The sequence below is a fragment of the Novosphingobium sp. genome, from assembly GCF_031424035.1.
Lineage (GTDB): Bacteria > Pseudomonadota > Alphaproteobacteria > Sphingomonadales > Sphingomonadaceae > Novosphingobium.
The window spans coordinates 124,944-139,176 of sequence record NZ_JANPGP010000027.1 but is presented as its reverse complement, the minus strand read 5'-3'; the positions used below and the strand labels follow the sequence as shown (position 1 = coordinate 139,176).

At 60.4% G+C, this 14,233-nt stretch carries 17 protein-coding genes; 13 read left to right on the top strand and 4 right to left on the bottom strand.

Annotated elements, in window-relative coordinates; genetic code table 11:
- The first annotated feature begins 1 nt into the window (after position 1).
- From RMO89_RS03975 to RMO89_RS03945, 7 genes are read left to right on the top strand one after another with little or no spacing between them, the layout of a single operon-like run.
- Positions 2-454, top strand: coding sequence for a hypothetical protein (locus tag RMO89_RS03975; protein WP_310531336.1), 453 nt, complete (start codon positions 2-4; stop codon positions 452-454).
- The gene (locus RMO89_RS03970) at positions 451-840 is read left to right on the top strand and encodes a MaoC family dehydratase (protein WP_310531335.1); all 390 of its coding nucleotides are present in this window, start codon (positions 451-453) and stop codon (positions 838-840) included. Before RMO89_RS03975 ends, RMO89_RS03970 begins: the two co-directional genes overlap by 4 nt.
- Positions 841-886: 46 nt before the next feature.
- The gene (locus RMO89_RS03965; protein WP_310531334.1) at positions 887-1,408 is read left to right on the top strand and encodes a VOC family protein; all 522 of its coding nucleotides are present in this window, start codon (positions 887-889) and stop codon (positions 1,406-1,408) included.
- Between the two features lies 1 nt (position 1,409).
- Positions 1,410-2,288 carry an alpha/beta hydrolase gene (locus RMO89_RS03960; protein ID WP_310531333.1) on the top strand — a complete coding sequence of 293 codons (879 nt, stop codon included), beginning with the start codon at positions 1,410-1,412 and terminating at the stop codon, positions 2,286-2,288.
- The gene (locus tag RMO89_RS03955; protein WP_310531332.1) at positions 2,285-3,037 is read left to right on the top strand and encodes an SDR family oxidoreductase; all 753 of its coding nucleotides are present in this window, start codon (positions 2,285-2,287) and stop codon (positions 3,035-3,037) included. Before RMO89_RS03960 ends, RMO89_RS03955 begins: the two co-directional genes overlap by 4 nt.
- A complete protein-coding gene (locus RMO89_RS03950; RefSeq protein WP_264415335.1) occupies positions 3,034-3,459 on the top strand; it encodes a limonene-1,2-epoxide hydrolase family protein in 426 nt (141 codons plus the stop codon). The genes RMO89_RS03955 and RMO89_RS03950 overlap by 4 nt, the downstream gene beginning before the upstream one ends.
- A gap of 4 nt (positions 3,460-3,463) precedes the next feature.
- On the top strand, positions 3,464-4,096 hold the full coding sequence (locus RMO89_RS03945; protein ID WP_264415334.1) for a glutathione S-transferase family protein: 633 nt from the start codon (positions 3,464-3,466) through the stop codon (positions 4,094-4,096).
- 96 nt (positions 4,097-4,192) lie between these two features.
- Here the strand turns inward: RMO89_RS03945 and RMO89_RS03940 are convergent, their stop codons facing one another.
- Positions 4,193-4,723, bottom strand: coding sequence for an ester cyclase (locus RMO89_RS03940; RefSeq protein WP_264415333.1), 531 nt, complete (start codon positions 4,721-4,723; stop codon positions 4,193-4,195).
- Between the two features lie 185 nt (positions 4,724-4,908).
- Here RMO89_RS03940 and RMO89_RS03935 point away from each other — a divergent pair, with 185 nt between their 5' ends.
- Genes RMO89_RS03935 through RMO89_RS03920 form a run of 4 tightly spaced genes read left to right on the top strand, consistent with a single transcriptional unit; the run spans position 4,909 to position 9,339 of the window.
- Positions 4,909-5,364 (top strand): nuclear transport factor 2 family protein, encoded by a 456-nt coding sequence (locus tag RMO89_RS03935; protein WP_264415332.1) that lies wholly within the window; start codon positions 4,909-4,911, stop codon positions 5,362-5,364.
- On the top strand, positions 5,361-7,724 hold the full coding sequence (locus RMO89_RS03930) for a membrane-bound PQQ-dependent dehydrogenase, glucose/quinate/shikimate family (RefSeq protein ID WP_310531330.1): 2,364 nt from the start codon (positions 5,361-5,363) through the stop codon (positions 7,722-7,724). Before RMO89_RS03935 ends, RMO89_RS03930 begins: the two co-directional genes overlap by 4 nt.
- Positions 7,721-8,563, top strand: coding sequence for an SDR family NAD(P)-dependent oxidoreductase (locus RMO89_RS03925; protein WP_264415330.1), 843 nt, complete (start codon positions 7,721-7,723; stop codon positions 8,561-8,563). Before RMO89_RS03930 ends, RMO89_RS03925 begins: the two co-directional genes overlap by 4 nt.
- Complete coding sequence (locus tag RMO89_RS03920) at positions 8,560-9,339, top strand: hypothetical protein (protein WP_264415329.1); 780 nt, start codon at positions 8,560-8,562, stop codon at positions 9,337-9,339. Before RMO89_RS03925 ends, RMO89_RS03920 begins: the two co-directional genes overlap by 4 nt.
- Here the strand turns inward: RMO89_RS03920 and RMO89_RS03915 are convergent.
- Positions 9,336-10,559 (bottom strand): cytochrome P450, encoded by a 1,224-nt coding sequence (locus RMO89_RS03915; protein WP_310531326.1) that lies wholly within the window; start codon positions 10,557-10,559, stop codon positions 9,336-9,338. The genes RMO89_RS03920 and RMO89_RS03915 overlap by 4 nt on opposite strands.
- A gap of 104 nt (positions 10,560-10,663) precedes the next feature.
- Here RMO89_RS03915 and RMO89_RS03910 point away from each other — a divergent pair, with 104 nt between their 5' ends.
- Complete coding sequence (locus tag RMO89_RS03910) at positions 10,664-11,053, top strand: helix-turn-helix domain-containing protein (RefSeq protein ID WP_264415327.1); 390 nt, start codon at positions 10,664-10,666, stop codon at positions 11,051-11,053.
- Between the two features lie 11 nt (positions 11,054-11,064).
- Here RMO89_RS03910 and RMO89_RS03905 read toward each other — a convergent pair whose 3' ends face one another.
- Both RMO89_RS03905 and RMO89_RS03900 read right to left on the bottom strand, forming a co-directional pair.
- On the bottom strand, positions 11,065-12,228 hold the full coding sequence (locus RMO89_RS03905) for a hypothetical protein (RefSeq protein ID WP_310531325.1): 1,164 nt from the start codon (positions 12,226-12,228) through the stop codon (positions 11,065-11,067).
- Positions 12,225-13,358, bottom strand: coding sequence for a sulfotransferase (locus tag RMO89_RS03900; RefSeq protein ID WP_310531324.1), 1,134 nt, complete (start codon positions 13,356-13,358; stop codon positions 12,225-12,227). The genes RMO89_RS03905 and RMO89_RS03900 overlap by 4 nt, the downstream gene beginning before the upstream one ends.
- A gap of 98 nt (positions 13,359-13,456) precedes the next feature.
- Here RMO89_RS03900 and RMO89_RS03895 point away from each other — a divergent pair, with 98 nt between their 5' ends.
- Positions 13,457-14,230: an SDR family NAD(P)-dependent oxidoreductase gene (locus tag RMO89_RS03895; protein WP_264415324.1), complete on the top strand. Its 774-nt coding sequence runs from the start codon at positions 13,457-13,459 to the stop codon at positions 14,228-14,230.
- Positions 14,231-14,233 lie beyond the last annotated feature (3 nt).

Sequence of the window (14,233 nt, the reverse complement as noted above, 5' to 3'; positions counted from 1 at the left end):
GATGGAGGAACTTCCACCCGCCCCCGCTGTTGCCGGCACCTCGCTGGATGGCACTAAGCTGCTCACGATCACAGCGGAAGAAAACGCCGCGCTGTGTCGTTCGACCGGGGTGGAGCCAACCGCAGATGGCTCTGCGCACCCGATCTATTATTACATCGCCACACAGGTCGCGATGGGCAAGACCGTGGCGGGCATTTGCGAAACCTGTGAGTTCGATGTCGAGGATGGCCCGATGATGGGGTCATCCGGCGTGCGCTTTTCTGCGCCGCTGATGGTCGGCGAAAGCTACAAGGTAACCGGCGAAATTCTAAGTCTGGTGCGGAAATTGAGCCGCAAGTTGGGGGTGATGGACGTGCTGACCTATCGCTTGCGCCTGCACCCGGCAGCGGGCGGGGATGCCGTGCTGGAAACCGACAACGTCTGGGTTCTCCCGCGCAAGGAGTTGGCTGCATGAGCTATTCAGTCGGCGATGCCCTCCCCCCTTTCGTCATTCCCGCCGCCAGTCCCGATGCCATGAAGCAGTGGGCCGTCTTCCTCGCTGATCCCAATCCGATCCATCTCGATGTAGCGGTGGTGAAGGCCAAGGGCTTGGGCGACAAGCGGATCAATCAAGGCCCGATGAACGTCGCCTTCATGATGAACATGCTGCTGGCAGCCTTTCCCGGGTGCCGCATCGAAGCCATGGATTCGCGTTTCCTCGACAACGTTTATGAAGGCGATCACCTGACCGCCTCTGGAACGGTGACGGCGGTTGATGGCAACCGGGTGTCTTGCGAATTCACTCTCGATGTTTTGGGTCGCGGAACGGTCAACAGCGGCACCGCCACTCTTGTTATCTAACTTTAGGAGACTTCTGATGCCAAGCGGACCTTTTGCCCATGTATGCATGGTTATTCGCGACCTCGATAAAGCCGTCGAAGACTGGACAAAAATCCTGCGTGTCCTTGATCCGGAATCGCTGGAAAAACGCATCGTCCGTTATGACGAGTTTTCAAGTGGTGAAGATGTTGGGATGAGGTGGGCCACCTTCGTCAATGAAAACTCGACAGAAATCCAGTTGATTCAGCCGGGCCCAGGCACACCTATGGGGCGTCGACTTGAAAAGGTAGGTGAACATGTCCACCATCTGTGCTTCACCACCGACGACGTTCCCGCTGCTATGGCGAAGCTCAAGGCCGAAGGCATCAGCCTGCCTGGCGACGGCGAAACCTACAACGATCCCGACATGACCTGGCAGAAGTGGTCTTGGGTCGGCGCGCAGTCGACACATGGCTGCCTGATCGAAGTTGCCTCTCCCTATGAGAGCCGCAACGACGGCAATTGGCACCCCGCGCCGAACAAGTTTGCTTACAAGGGGCCCGGCGAGCATCCCAGCCACGCTGAAACCGTGCCGATCACGGCCGGCTGATTTGTCCGGGACGTTCGTCCGCTACGCCTATTCAAGCGGCACTACCGTCCGCTATCGGGGGGATGGACTGGAGCTGGTCGGTGAAGCCTTTGGCGATCCGGCAGCTCCGCCTATCCTCTTTTTCCATGGCGGCGGTCAAAGCCGCAGCGCCTGGCGCGGTTCGGCGCGGATTGTCGGTGACGCCGGTTACTACGGCGTGACATTCGATCTGCGCGGCCATGGCGACAGCGAATGGGCGACGGATGGCGATTATCTGCTCGATGCCTATGGCCGCGATGTGGAGGCCTTGCTTCAGCAGTTTGACCGCCAAGTGACGCTCGTTGGAGCTTCACGCGGGGGGCAGGCCTCGTTGGTCGGCGGCTCGCGTCATCCTGATCGGGTCAGGATGGTCATGCTGGCCGATGTCGCCCCCTTGATGCGGGACGATGGTGTCGATGGCATCCGCGCCTTCTTTGCTGAGGGCGAGGCTGGATTCGGCACCCTGGATCAAGCCGCAGATTCGCTCGCCCGACATCTTGGCCAACCGCGCATGGGTGACTCATCGCGCCTCACCCGGTCGATGCGGCAGGATGCGTCCGAGCGCTGGCACTGGCGCTGGGACCCGGCGACCGGGCATGCCGAATTCCTTCACCCCCCAAGCGAAGGCGAAGCCATCTTGGCCGCTGCGGCCCGGATCACCTCTCCTGTGGTGCTGGTGCGTGCCGAGCTGAGCCACCTGCTCACTGACCAGGGCGTGGCCCACTTCCGCGAATTAACCCCGCAGTTGCAAGTGGTCACCGCCATGGGTGTCGGCCATATGTTCACCGCAGACCGCAATGATGGCTTTGCCGCCGAATTGCTGGACTGGCTGGCAAAGGTTCCGGAGAGGATAGAGGCATGACCAAGGGAGCGGCCTTCGTGGTCGGCGCAACTGGCGGGCTCGGCCGGGCCAGCGTCCTTGCCTTGTCGCGCGATTGGGACGGCGTGGCCATTGGCTATCACTCCGGTGCCGAAAAAGCCGCGCAGCTGGCAACTGAACTGTCTCCGGGATGCGAAGGCTGGCCGGTTCATTGCGACTTGACTGACAGCACATCCGTTGCCGCAGCGATTGCCGGCGCCAAGGCCCGGTTCGGCCGGATCGGCACTGTGGTTTTCGCCTCTGGCGTTGCCATCGAACAACCGCACGTCAGCAGAATTGAAGAGGCGCAATGGCGTGAAGTGATCGAAACGGAAGTGATCGGCCTGACCCGTGTCGTGGCGGCGGCGCTCCCCGTCTTTCGCGAACAAGGCGGCGGAAATTTCGTCATTGTCGTATCGGTCGCCAACTATGCTTTCCCGCCTGGCGACGCGCTGTCATCGGTTCCCAAGGCGGCCATGGAATCGCTTGGCCGCGCCATCGCCAAGGAAGAGGGGCGCCATGGCATTCGCGCGAACATGGTCGCCCCCGGCATTATCGATGCCGGCCTCGGCTCGTCATTTCTGCGCACCATGTACACCCCCGAAATCTGGGAAGCTCAGCGCAAAAGGATTGCACTTCAGTCATTTGGCTCAGGCGAGGACATTGGCGAGGTGGTTGCCTTCCTGGCCTCGGACCGGGCGCGCTACATTACCGGGCAAACGGTGATCGTCGATGGAGGATTCAGTCTGTGAGTGAAGCAAATCATGCCCGCGTGCTGGCATTTCTTGATGCCTTCCATGTCGCAGGGACACCTGACTTTACCGGTCTTGCCAGCCACTTTTCTGCCGATGGCTATTATCAGCCACTGGTTCCGGCAACAGCGCGGATCACCGGCCGCACCGCCATCGCGGCCGCGCTCGAGAAGCAATACCAGACCTATTACGAATGCGTCTGCGAGATCCACGCCTCGGCCGCGATGGGGCGCTTCGTGTTCACCGAAAGAACCGATCACGTCACACTCCATGCCGCAGACCGCAAGGTGGGATCGCGGGTCTGCGCGGTTTTCGAGTTCAACGAGACGGGTGAAATTTGCGGTTGGCGTGAATACTGGGACACTGGTGACGTGATGAAGCAAATGGGGATTTCCGCCGAAGACCTTGCGGCGGCGATGTAGGACGATGCTTACTCTCCACCACCTCAACAATTCGCGTTCGCAAAAGATCGTCTGGCTGCTCGAGGAGCTTGAGCTGGATTACGAGCTGGTCAAATATCAACGAGACGCGGTCACGCTGATGGGGCCGCCTGCGCTCAAGGCGCTGCACCCGCTGGGCAAAGCGCCAGTGCTTGATGATAGCGGACATTTGCTCAGCGAATCCGGCGCCATCACGCAATATCTGCTTTCGCGGTACGGTGGCGGCCGGCTTGCGCCCGATCCTGCAGGGCCGGATCATTTGCGCTTTCTGGAGTGCCTGTATTTTGCGGTTTCAGCAGGCATGAATCCGATCATGATCAAGGTCTATGCCAGCGCATTCAAGCTGACTGGCAGCGCGATGGATCTGGCTGCCTCCAACGAGCTTGAATGTGCTTTGACTTATATCGAGACCCTGCTGGGTGATGGTGACTGGCTGATGGGCGACCTTTTCACCGCAGCGGACATCCAGATGAGCTTCATCCCGGAACTGGCCTGCGCGGTCGGCGCTGCTGGGGATCACCCAGCGATCAAAGCATGGCAACGCCGGCTTTACGCGCGGCCAGGCTTCCACCGGGCCATCGCGCACGGCGGAGCCTATGCCTATGCGGAGCCTGTCTGACGAACAGGAATTGCATGCTGCCGCTGGCGCAAAAGCAGACGAGAAAAAGGGGAAGCCTGCTGGCCTCCCCTTCCCCCTCTCCAGAGCTGGAAATTCTTACTTGTAAGGATCGACCGGCTGCGGTGCCTGGATAACTTCCAGATCGATCAGCATCGAAAGCACGTCCGAGATCGAATAGATGTGGACGATCTTGTCGCCTTCGAACTTGATCCAGCTGAACCACAGTACGTCGAGCTGGTTGCCGGTCGGCTCCACGCCCATGTAAGGGCCGCCGGTGTGCTTGCCGTGGTGATGGCACAGCACGCAGATTTCGTCGTCGCCATTGCCCCAGGCTTTCAGCGTCCGATAGAGGCTGGGCGGGAACGTGGTGTAAAGCGCCTTGGGCGAGGTGGACCATTCCGCAAACGTGCCCAGATCGGGGCGGTTCGGGTTATCATAGGTCATCTTTTCAGTGTTCATGTAGCGATCGAAACCGCCCCAATCACCAGCGTTGAGCGCCACATGCAGGTCCATCCACTGGTTGACCATGAATGCTTGACGTTCGGTAAGGCCACCGGTGATTTCGGCGCGCTTGGCGGGCGAAAGGGTGAAATCTTCGAGCGTAAAAGGCGGAAGGCGTCCGGCCATAGGGTATCTCCATAGTTAGGCCGACGATTAGCGGCATGGGCTTGATCGATCACCGGCAAGTGACCGCGTTCAAATGTGCTTTTCCGGTCTGCTGGCGTCAGTGCAACCTACCATTGGGAAGGCCTTTGAATTTGTCTGGCTGATAGCACCGGTTCAAACAATGACAGCTGCGGAGAGGCAGAAATATGGCACTTTCACTTGGCGAAATGTCTGACCGGTTCGAGATTCAGGACCTTCTCGTCGGCTACTGCTATGCCGTCGATGACAAGGATTTCGACGCGCTGGACCAGTATTTCACCGCGGATGCGGTGATTGATTACAGCGAAATGGTCGGAGTCAAAGGGTCACTGGCCGAAATCAAGGCCTTCCTGCGCGCCAGCCTCGGCCCGATTCCCATGGCCCAGCACGCGGTAATGACGACCCAGTACAAGTTTGACGGCGATACCGCCGAAACCCGTACCGTCTGCCACAACCCGATGGTCGTCCCGGGCGATGACGGCGAACCTCAGGCCATTTTCTTCGGCCTCTGGTACATCCACAAATTCCGCAGGACGGAGCAAGGCTGGCGGATTTCCAGCCTCTACGAAAAGAAATGCTACAATCACAATCTGCCTGACCATGTGAAGGCAATGACGGTATGAAAATCCTCAACCGGCTGCTGGCGCTGATGCTGCTTCTTCTGGCGGGCAGCTTGTTCTGGATTGGCGGTCAGTTGCTGGTGGCAGGCGGATCGCCCTATTATGTGCTGGCTGCAACGCTGCTGGCGGGCACGGCATGGCTGCTGTGGAAGCAGGCAGCCAAAGCGCTTCAGGTTTTTGCCGCTCTGTGGGCAGGCACGCTGCTCTGGGCGCTTTGGGAATCCGGCCTGAATGGTTGGGCACTGGCGGGCCGGCTGGGTCTGCTGACTGTCATCGGCCTGTGGCTGCTGACTCCATGGGTGCGACATTCACTTGGCATAGCGAAATCCAGCCCGGTTTCCCGCGCCTTGCTTGGGCTGGCGCTGGGCGGCCTGATCGGCGGCACAGCATGGATATTCTGGAATGACCGGATAACTGGCGGCACTGACCTGTCAACGACAAGCGGCGGACCGGTCGATCCTGCGGCCAAGGACTGGATCAGTTACGGCAACGTGCCTGGCGGCAATCGCTATTCCCCGTTGGCGCAGATCACTCCCGCCAATGTCGGTGCGTTGACCGAGGCGTGGACCTTCTCCCTTGGCAAGGAGCCCAATGGCGAAGCCGCGCCGTTTGAAGCCACGCCGCTGAAAATTGGCGACAAGCTGTTCTTCTGCTCCGGCTATAACGACATCATCGCGCTTGATGCCGAGACGGGCCGGCAAGCTTGGCGCTATGCCGCCCAAGCAAATACCGAAGGCATTTTTGGCCAGACTTGCCGCGGCGTGACTTATTTCAAGGTCCCCGACGCGCCAGCCGACAAACCCTGTGCGGCCATGGTCTATACGGCCACCATCGACAGCCGTCTTATCGCCGTGGACGCAGAGTCCGGGAAAGCCTGCGCAACCTTTGGCCAGGCTGGCGCAGTCGATCTGCTGAAAGGCATGAGCGCGGCACCGCAGGGCTATTATCATCTTACTTCCCCGCCTGCCCTGATCGCGGGAAAACTGGTGCTGGGCGGCTGGGTAACCGATGGGCAGACGACCGGCGAGCCTTCGGGGGTCATCCGCGCCTATGATGCCGTCAGCGGAAAGCTGGCATGGGCATGGGACATTGGCAGGCCCGATCGCTCGGGTGAGCCTGCACTGGGGGAAACCTATACGCCCGGCACGCCGAACAGTTGGAGCCTGATGAGCGCTGACCCCGCACTGGGGCTCGTCTATGTTCCAATGGGCAATGCCACACCTGACTATTATGGCGGACACCGCACGGCGGAAATGGACAAGTACTCCAGCGCAGTCGTCGCACTCGATGTTACGACCGGCAAACCGCGCTGGCACTTCCAGACGACTCATCACGATCTGTGGGACTACGATGTTGCCTCGCAGCCGGTGCTGGTCGATCTTGCCGATGGCCGCCCAGCCCTGCTTCAGCCCACCAAACGCGGCGAACTGTTCATGCTGGACCGCCGCACGGGCACGCCGATTGCCGAAGTGACGGAGCAGAAGGTGCCCGTCAGCAACGCCGTGGGTGAGCGTTCCTCTCCTACCCAACCGTTTTCCACCGGCATGCCCAGCTTCCGGGGCACGATACCCAGCGAAAGGACCATGTGGGGCGTGGCGATGATCGATCAGGCATGGTGCCGCCTGCGGTTCAAGCAGGCACGGTTTGATGGGCCGATGACTCCGGTAGAGGCTGACAAGGCGACCATTACATGGCCCGGCTCGCTTGGCGGACACAACTGGGGCAGCATTGCGGTTGATCCGGTCAAGCGGATCGCCCTGGTCAATTCGTCGCACGTCGTCACCTACAGCCGCCTGATCCCGCGCCAGGCCGCCAATGACATGGGGCTGAAGCCCGTCGCCAAGCCGAGTTTCGAGAACGTGGCTGGCCCGGTGGCGCAGGCAGGCACGCCTTATGCAGTGTCGGTCGCGCCGTTCCTTTCGCCCTTGGTCGCGCCTTGCACGGAGCCGCCCTATGGCATGATCAGCGCGGTGGATCTGAATACGCGCAAGCTGCTGTGGCAAAAGCCGTTCGGCACCATGCGTGACAGCGGCCCCCTGCTTCTCAGCACTGGCCTGCCGATCCCGATGGGCGTGCCCAATATCGGCGGCTCAGTCGTGACGGCATCAGGCCTCGCATTCATCGGTGCGACACAGGAACACATGTTCCGGGCCTACGATCTGCGCACCGGACGCGAGCTGTGGAAGGGGCGGTTGCCCGCCGGCGGCAATGCCAATCCAATGACGTACTGGTCCGACAAGTCGGGCAGACAATTCGTCGTCATCGCGGCAGGCGGCCATGGCGGCATCCTCTCGGGCTATAGCGACAAGCTGATCGCCTATGCGCTGCCGCGCAGCACCAAACAGCAAGGAAAATCGCAATGAGTACTGTTGTTGTCGTTACCGGGGCAACCCGCGGACTGGGGCGCGGCATCGCCCGCGGACTGGCTTCAAAAGGTGCAACCGTTTGCGTCACCGGGCGCAATGAATCGGAACTTGCGGCCGTATCGGAAGAAATCGAAGCGGCGGGAGGCAAGGCTCTGGCGATTGCTTGCGACCACACCGATGACACCCAGATAGCCGCACTGTTTGCGCAAGTGGAACGGGACCTCGGCGGACTTGATATCCTGGTGAATAACGCTGCCGCAGTCTATCCCGAACTCCTGATTGCTCCGGGAGGTTTCTGGGCAAAGCCGCTCAAGCTGGTCGATATGATCGATGTGGGTTTGCGGTCAAATTATGTCGCGGCATGGCACGCGGCGCCCTTGATGATCGCTGCCGGCAAGGGCCTGATTGCCAGCATATCGTTCTATGGTTCGGTGTCCTATTTCCACGGCGCTGCCTATGGCGCGGCCAAGGCGGGCACGGACAAGATGATGGCCGACATGGCGGTAGACCTCGCCCCGCACGGAGTTGCCGCGATCTCGCTCTGGCCTGGGTTCATCCTGACCGACGCGGTGCGCGCGATGCCGCCGGAACACATTCCCGATGATCTGCGCGCGATGCTGCCGCACTGGGAAACGCCGGAATTCACCGGACTGGTCATCGATGCACTCTATCGCGATCCGGACCTGATGTCGCTCAGCGGGAACGCGTTGATCGGCGCGGAACTGGGTGAACGCTATGGCGTGAGCGATACTGACGGCAAGCAGCCGATTTCATACCGCGCCAGCATGGGCGCACCTGCGAAACCCTTCACTCCGGCCGGGGGGCAACCTGCATGATCGAAGCCGTTCTCGTTGTTCTCACCAAGGCTCGCCCCGGCCGCGAGGCTGATCTCGATGACTGGTATACCAACATCCATGTCCGCGATGCGCTTCGGTTTCGCGGGTCGATCACGGCTCAGCGGTTCAGGCGCAGCGACGCTCAACCGATGCACCTTCCCGCCAGTTTCGACTGGCAGTGCCTTGCACTCTACGATGTGTTCGATGCCGAACGGTTCTCGCGCGAGCATTGGGACAACGCATTGACCACCCGGATGATGGTGACTGACGCCATCGATGACACCGTGCTGGAAGACTATCACTACTACCCCCTCGCCTTCCGCGACAACGATCCCGGCACGCCGCATTCTGGCGGTGTCGTACTGGAACAGATCAATGCCGCGCCGGGTCAGGACGCCGCATTCCGCGAATGGTATGTGGGCGATTATCTGCCGCAAGCTGCACGGCGAGCGGGCGTGAAATCGGCAGGGCTGGCAATGTTCCGCCCTTATGGCCAGATGATCCCGACAACGCCCGGACACGCTTATGTCGGCATCTACAAGGTGAATGACGCGGCTTCGTGGCAAGCGTGGCAGGAAAGCCCGGTTCTGGCCGAGGCCACCTGTGTCGATCAGGCAAGCCTGCGCGTAACCCATTGGGACTGGCTGACCGGCCAGTTGACCAAGGATGCCGTGCAGAACCCCACATCTGCCGGCCTTGCCGCCGAAGAGGCCGCGCGCATGCGGATGGGTGATCGGGTTTTGACTTCAGGAACCGACAAACTCGGCGCCGCTTAACCCGCTTGCCAAACCAGCGGCAAAGTGACTGGCTGGATCATCCCGAGATGGTATTCGATCTCGTGACCGGGCTTGATGCCGAACGTCGGGATCCGGCCCAAGAACTCCTCGATTGCAATGCGCATTTCTCGGCGCGCGAGGTGCATGCCAACACACATGTGCGGACCAAAGCCGAATGAAACGTGGCGAGGATTGCGATCGAACCGGATCTGCCCGGGCTCGGGAAACTCGGCAGGATCGCGGCCAGCCAGCGTGGTTGACACGGCGACCTTGTCGCCCGGCATCATCCTGACGCCGCCGAATTCGGTTTCCTTGGTGCAGGTGCGGAAGGTCGTGACGGCGGCATAGGCGCGCATCATCTCGTCGATGGCGTGCGGGATCCGGCCTGGGTTTTCCTTGAGATACTGCTGGTCCTGCGAATTGCGGGCCAGATGTACAAACTGGTTTCCCATGTTGGTTGAAACCGTGTCCAGTCCGCCAATGAACAGGTTGAAGGCAAAGCCCACCAGTTCATCATCATTGAGCTTGCGCCCGTCGATTTGCACACCAAGCGCATAGCTGATGATGTCACCGCGCGGGTTCTTGCGGCGATCCTCTATTTGTTCGCGCAGGAAGCCGACGACGTTGCGCGTTGCATCAGCGATCTTCCACATGTCCATTTCGTGGAGCAGGCCGTATTCCCATTCGAGGAACTGCTTGGTGTTGCTGAGCGGGAAATCCATCAGTTCAAGGAAGACCTTGATCGGGAATTCAAAGGCAAAATCGGCCATGAATTCGCAAGCGCCCTTATCGCGAAAAGCTTCGATATATTCGACCGCATAGGTGCGGATACGCCCTTCTAGCTTGGTCATGGCGGAAGGCGTGAACAGCGGATTGATGAAGGCGCGATACTTGGCGTGCTCGGGCGGATCGATTTCCACCGGCAGGTTGGTCCAGGTATCGCCGACCAGCTTGGAAAAGGGCGAAAAATCCTTGCTAGAGAAGGTTTCGGTATCGAAATAAATCTTCCGCAGATCTTCCACCCGGCGAACGATCCACGCCGGTGTCCCTCCCGGATAGGCGTGCGGCGCATAGAAGATGTCGGGTCCTTCATGAACTGCCGTTGCCCAGTTGGAGAACGGATCATCGCGCGTCGTCATTCCGAAGACATAGGGGAACGGACGGACCAGCGCTGGCGGCACGTGTTCAGGAATGGTCGGTTCCGGAAACTGAATCTGCATTGCGATTCTCCTTGAAATTCTGTGCCGTTACCGAGGGGACAGGACACCTGTTCCAGTGTGCCTGCACAGATCCCGGCTTTCATCTTGTTCAAATATTGGCTAACATGATTTTCAACAAGCAGGATGAATTTTGGTTGGTTAGTATGCTAAAGATGACTATTGTAAAAAACCGCGAAGTTAAAGCCGATGAATACGCCGATTTGCGCAAGGCTTTGACGATGATTGCGGGCAAGTGGAAGCTGGAGATCCTCTGGCTGCTTTATCACCGCACGCATCGCTTTGGTGAGCTGCTGCGGACAATTCCGGGCGTGACCCAACATATGCTGACCCGGCAATTGCGCGAGCTGGAAGCCGATGGACTGGTGACACGCAAGGTCTTTGCCGAAGTTCCCCCGCGCGTCGAATACAGCATGACCGAGGCGACCAAGGCGCTCGAGCCAACCATCAAATCGCTGATGGAGTGGTGGCAGAAATTCGGCAAATCGGCGCCCTGACACAAGGCCCGCTACCAACGCCGCCGCAATTGCACTCCGCGCCGCCGCGCGCGCAGTTGTGCTTCGCGTATGTCTTGCGCCACCTCGGGTGTATCGACAGGAAGAGCCTTTCGCAGGTCAGCCAGATCGACCAGCCGCAGGCTGGGCTGCGGCCCGCTGCTCGCTTCGGTCCAGCGCAGCATGATGGCACCTTCGCAGTTGCCGCCGGGATCAAGCCAGTTGGGCACCCCGGGATCATCCAGCGCAATAACCGCACGGAACCGTCCATCGCTGTCGATCCGTGCCTGTCCGCCGTTCAGACTGGACTGGCGGTTCATCCAGTCGACGCTGTTCCACAGCATGTCGGATAATTGCACGTTCCAGTAACGCACCTGATCTGGCAGTTCGGTTTCCAGCAGCAGAACCTTGCCAGGCTCCAGCCGGAACAGCCCCTGATAATAATGCTGGCCCGGCACACCTCCCTGCCCTGCCCAGTTATCATGCTCCAGACGGTTCCATAGTTCCTTGCCACGCTGCCCGGCAATGAAGCCCAGCGCCATGCCTGACAGGCGTTTTGGATAGGCCGCAAGAGCAGAGAGCCGCTCGGCGATTTCGGAAGCGGAACGGCGGCGCGGATGATGGGCCTTGTCGGTTCGCTCGATAGCAATCCGCGCTTCCCGGCTCGCGCCCCAGTCATAGCTTGCCTGCCGCAAGGACAGCGAACAGGCGGACGGATCGAGGTGGTGCCAGTCGCCAAGCCAGTCCGCCGGCCTATCGGCACTGAGCAGCAACGAAAAGCGCCCTTGATGGTCCAGCGAAAGCGTGTCGAAATCCAGCAGGCCAAGCGACGATCCGGGCCTGTCCATCACTCCCAGTCCGCCTGCGGCTATGTCCATCAGCAGGAACAGCCCGTCGCCGCGCTCACCAGTAAGTAGATAGCTGCCGGTGCCATCGATCGTGGCCGTGCCGTAGATGAAATCGGGATTGGTGCCGACGCAGTTGAGATGGGTGTTTACGGCAGGGACGAAATCGGGGAAATCGGCGTCGGCAAAGGCAGTGAACCAGCCTGAGGCCAGGGTCATCCAGAACAGGCGCTCGGCTTCGGCTGCGGCTTGCAGGTCTTCAGGGTCTGCCAGCAGACGCAGCAGTTCCGACGTAGCGCCGAGCGCAGCGATCCGTTCATCCCAGCCGCTCATATGAAGTCGCCGTAAGTCTCTATATAATCGCTGTAAACATCCTCAACCTGCTCGCGAGTCAGGCCATAGTCGGCCAGCTCGTATTTATGCTGGCCGTGTTTATCCGAAGGATTGGCTGCCCACCAGTTGCTGACGGCAGCGTGGGTCTGGTCGCTGAAATCCATGTCCGCATGAACATAAACCTGCCGCACCGCTGCCAGCGGATCGGCCACGATGTCCTTGAAGCGCAGATCAAGCACCTGAACTTGTGGGTTGGCTTTGCGCCAAGCCATCGAAGCGACCTGGCCGTCATGCCACAGATGCAGCAATTCCTGCCCTAAGGCTGCTCGATCAATAGCCTCGAAACTGACACAGCGGATCACTTCGATCAGGCGTGAAATCGATGCCATTACCGTCACTGGGTCGCGGTGCGGCTGGACGAGGACTGCGTCGGGATAGGCGGCAAGCAGCTCTGGCAGATGATAGGCGTGTTCCTGAACCTTGAGCACCCACCGCTTGCGCGCATTCTTCCACGAAAGATGTTGCAGCCACATCTTGTGGACCTGATAACCGAAACGCGTGTCAGCTTGCCGGTACCATTCGTAATAGCCGGGCAGGCTGAACAGCATCGTCGGGTTGATCCCCTGAAATGCGGTTTCCAGGATCATGCCGCATTCCTGAGGGATACGCGCGCCGATCGGATGGGCCTTCAGCACATCCGCCCAGGCCCCGGTGAAGTTCGCAGCGACATAGGCATCGAAACCATCGGCGCGTGGATCGGTGGCAAAGGTCGCAGCTTCGGGCGGCGGCGATGGCGCGGCCACTTCCCATTGTAGCGGCGTGCGGACTTGCGGATCGGCTCCGATCAGGGCGTGAAGGATTGATGTGCCGCAGCGAGGCAGGCCAAGGATGAAGACCGGGCGCTCGATCTTGACGTCAGCGATCGCGGGATAGGTTGCGCGGTCAGCAACAACCGCCGCCAGACGCGACAGGTTATCGCGAAATTGAGCCAGCGCGCGTGCACGCCCTTCAGCCGTCAGACCTGATTCCAGTTCCAATGCGGCGAGGGCAGCGGCGAGGCCGGGGCGCGTACCTTGTGCGATTTCACCGACAAGGCCGGCCTCGGCGAGCATTTGTTCTGCTGAGTTCATGCGCCAAGGCTACGACCGCTAATTACCACCTCACCCGTCTTGAGATAGGGGCGCAAGACAGGCGACATGGCAAATTCGATCCCTCTGGAGAAGCAGCCATGCACCTCGATCTGAATGCGCTCTACAACCTGCGCGGCAAGACAGTCATCGTTACCGGCGCCGCTCAGGGCATGGGCGAAGCCATGGCTCGCGCTTTCGCCGGCGCGGGGGCAAAGGTTATGCTGGCCGATATCAGCGGCGATCAGGCGGCATCGGTGGCAAGAGACATTGGCGGCGATGCCGTGGCCATGGCGACAGACATGGCGAGCGAGGCCAGCATTGTTGCTCTGGTCAAGGCAACCCGGCAGCAGTTTGGCCAGATCGACATTCTGGTCAACAATGCGGGCGTCCAGCACCGGCGGATGCTGGAGGACACCGATCTGGCCTATTGGGACCAGACTTTGGACATCAATTTGCGCGGGGTCATGCTGGCAATGCGCGAAGCCGTGGCGGTGATGCGTGCAGATGGCACCAAGGGGGCGATCGTCAACATCGCTTCGAACAGTGCATTTCATCCGATGGCACCCAGTCTGATGGCCTATGCCGCGAGCAAGGCCGGCGTTGTTTCGTTGACCCGTTCGGCGGCAATGGAAGTGGCTCCGGATGGCATTCGCGTGAATGCGGTCTGCCCCGGGAATACGACCACGCCGGGGCAAGGCACGGCCAGTGGCCCGGGTTTCCCTCCCGAAGTGATCGCCAAGTTCATGCCCCCGCTCGGCCGCGCCGGCAGACCTGAAGAAATCGCTGCCGCCGTGCTGTTCCTGGCATCTGACGCAGCAAGTTACATCACTGGCCAGACGCTGATCGCCGATGGCGGACACCTGATCGGATAGGGA

Bases quoted from the DNA above. Each gene is read 5' to 3' on its own strand.
- RMO89_RS03975 (WP_310531336.1), top strand. From the start codon at position 2: ATGGAGGAACTTCCACCCGCCCCCGCTGTTGCCGGCACCTCGCTGGAT.
- RMO89_RS03970 (WP_310531335.1), top strand. From the start codon at position 451: ATGAGCTATTCAGTCGGCGATGCCCTCCCCCCTTTCGTCATTCCCGCC.
- RMO89_RS03965 (WP_310531334.1), top strand. From the start codon at position 887: ATGGTTATTCGCGACCTCGATAAAGCCGTCGAAGACTGGACAAAAATC.
- RMO89_RS03955 (WP_310531332.1), top strand. From the start codon at position 2,285: ATGACCAAGGGAGCGGCCTTCGTGGTCGGCGCAACTGGCGGGCTCGGC.
- RMO89_RS03945 (WP_264415334.1), top strand. From the start codon at position 3,464: ATGCTTACTCTCCACCACCTCAACAATTCGCGTTCGCAAAAGATCGTC.
- RMO89_RS03940 (WP_264415333.1), bottom strand. From the start codon at position 4,723: ATGGCCGGACGCCTTCCGCCTTTTACGCTCGAAGATTTCACCCTTTCG.
- RMO89_RS03935 (WP_264415332.1), top strand. From the start codon at position 4,909: ATGGCACTTTCACTTGGCGAAATGTCTGACCGGTTCGAGATTCAGGAC.
- RMO89_RS03930 (WP_310531330.1), top strand. From the start codon at position 5,361: ATGAAAATCCTCAACCGGCTGCTGGCGCTGATGCTGCTTCTTCTGGCG.
- RMO89_RS03925 (WP_264415330.1), top strand. From the start codon at position 7,721: ATGAGTACTGTTGTTGTCGTTACCGGGGCAACCCGCGGACTGGGGCGC.
- RMO89_RS03920 (WP_264415329.1), top strand. From the start codon at position 8,560: ATGATCGAAGCCGTTCTCGTTGTTCTCACCAAGGCTCGCCCCGGCCGC.
- RMO89_RS03915 (WP_310531326.1), bottom strand. From the start codon at position 10,559: ATGCAGATTCAGTTTCCGGAACCGACCATTCCTGAACACGTGCCGCCA.
- RMO89_RS03910 (WP_264415327.1), top strand. From the start codon at position 10,664: ATGATTTTCAACAAGCAGGATGAATTTTGGTTGGTTAGTATGCTAAAG.
- RMO89_RS03905 (WP_310531325.1), bottom strand. From the start codon at position 12,228: ATGAGCGGCTGGGATGAACGGATCGCTGCGCTCGGCGCTACGTCGGAA.
- RMO89_RS03900 (WP_310531324.1), bottom strand. From the start codon at position 13,358: ATGAACTCAGCAGAACAAATGCTCGCCGAGGCCGGCCTTGTCGGTGAA.
- RMO89_RS03895 (WP_264415324.1), top strand. From the start codon at position 13,457: ATGCACCTCGATCTGAATGCGCTCTACAACCTGCGCGGCAAGACAGTC.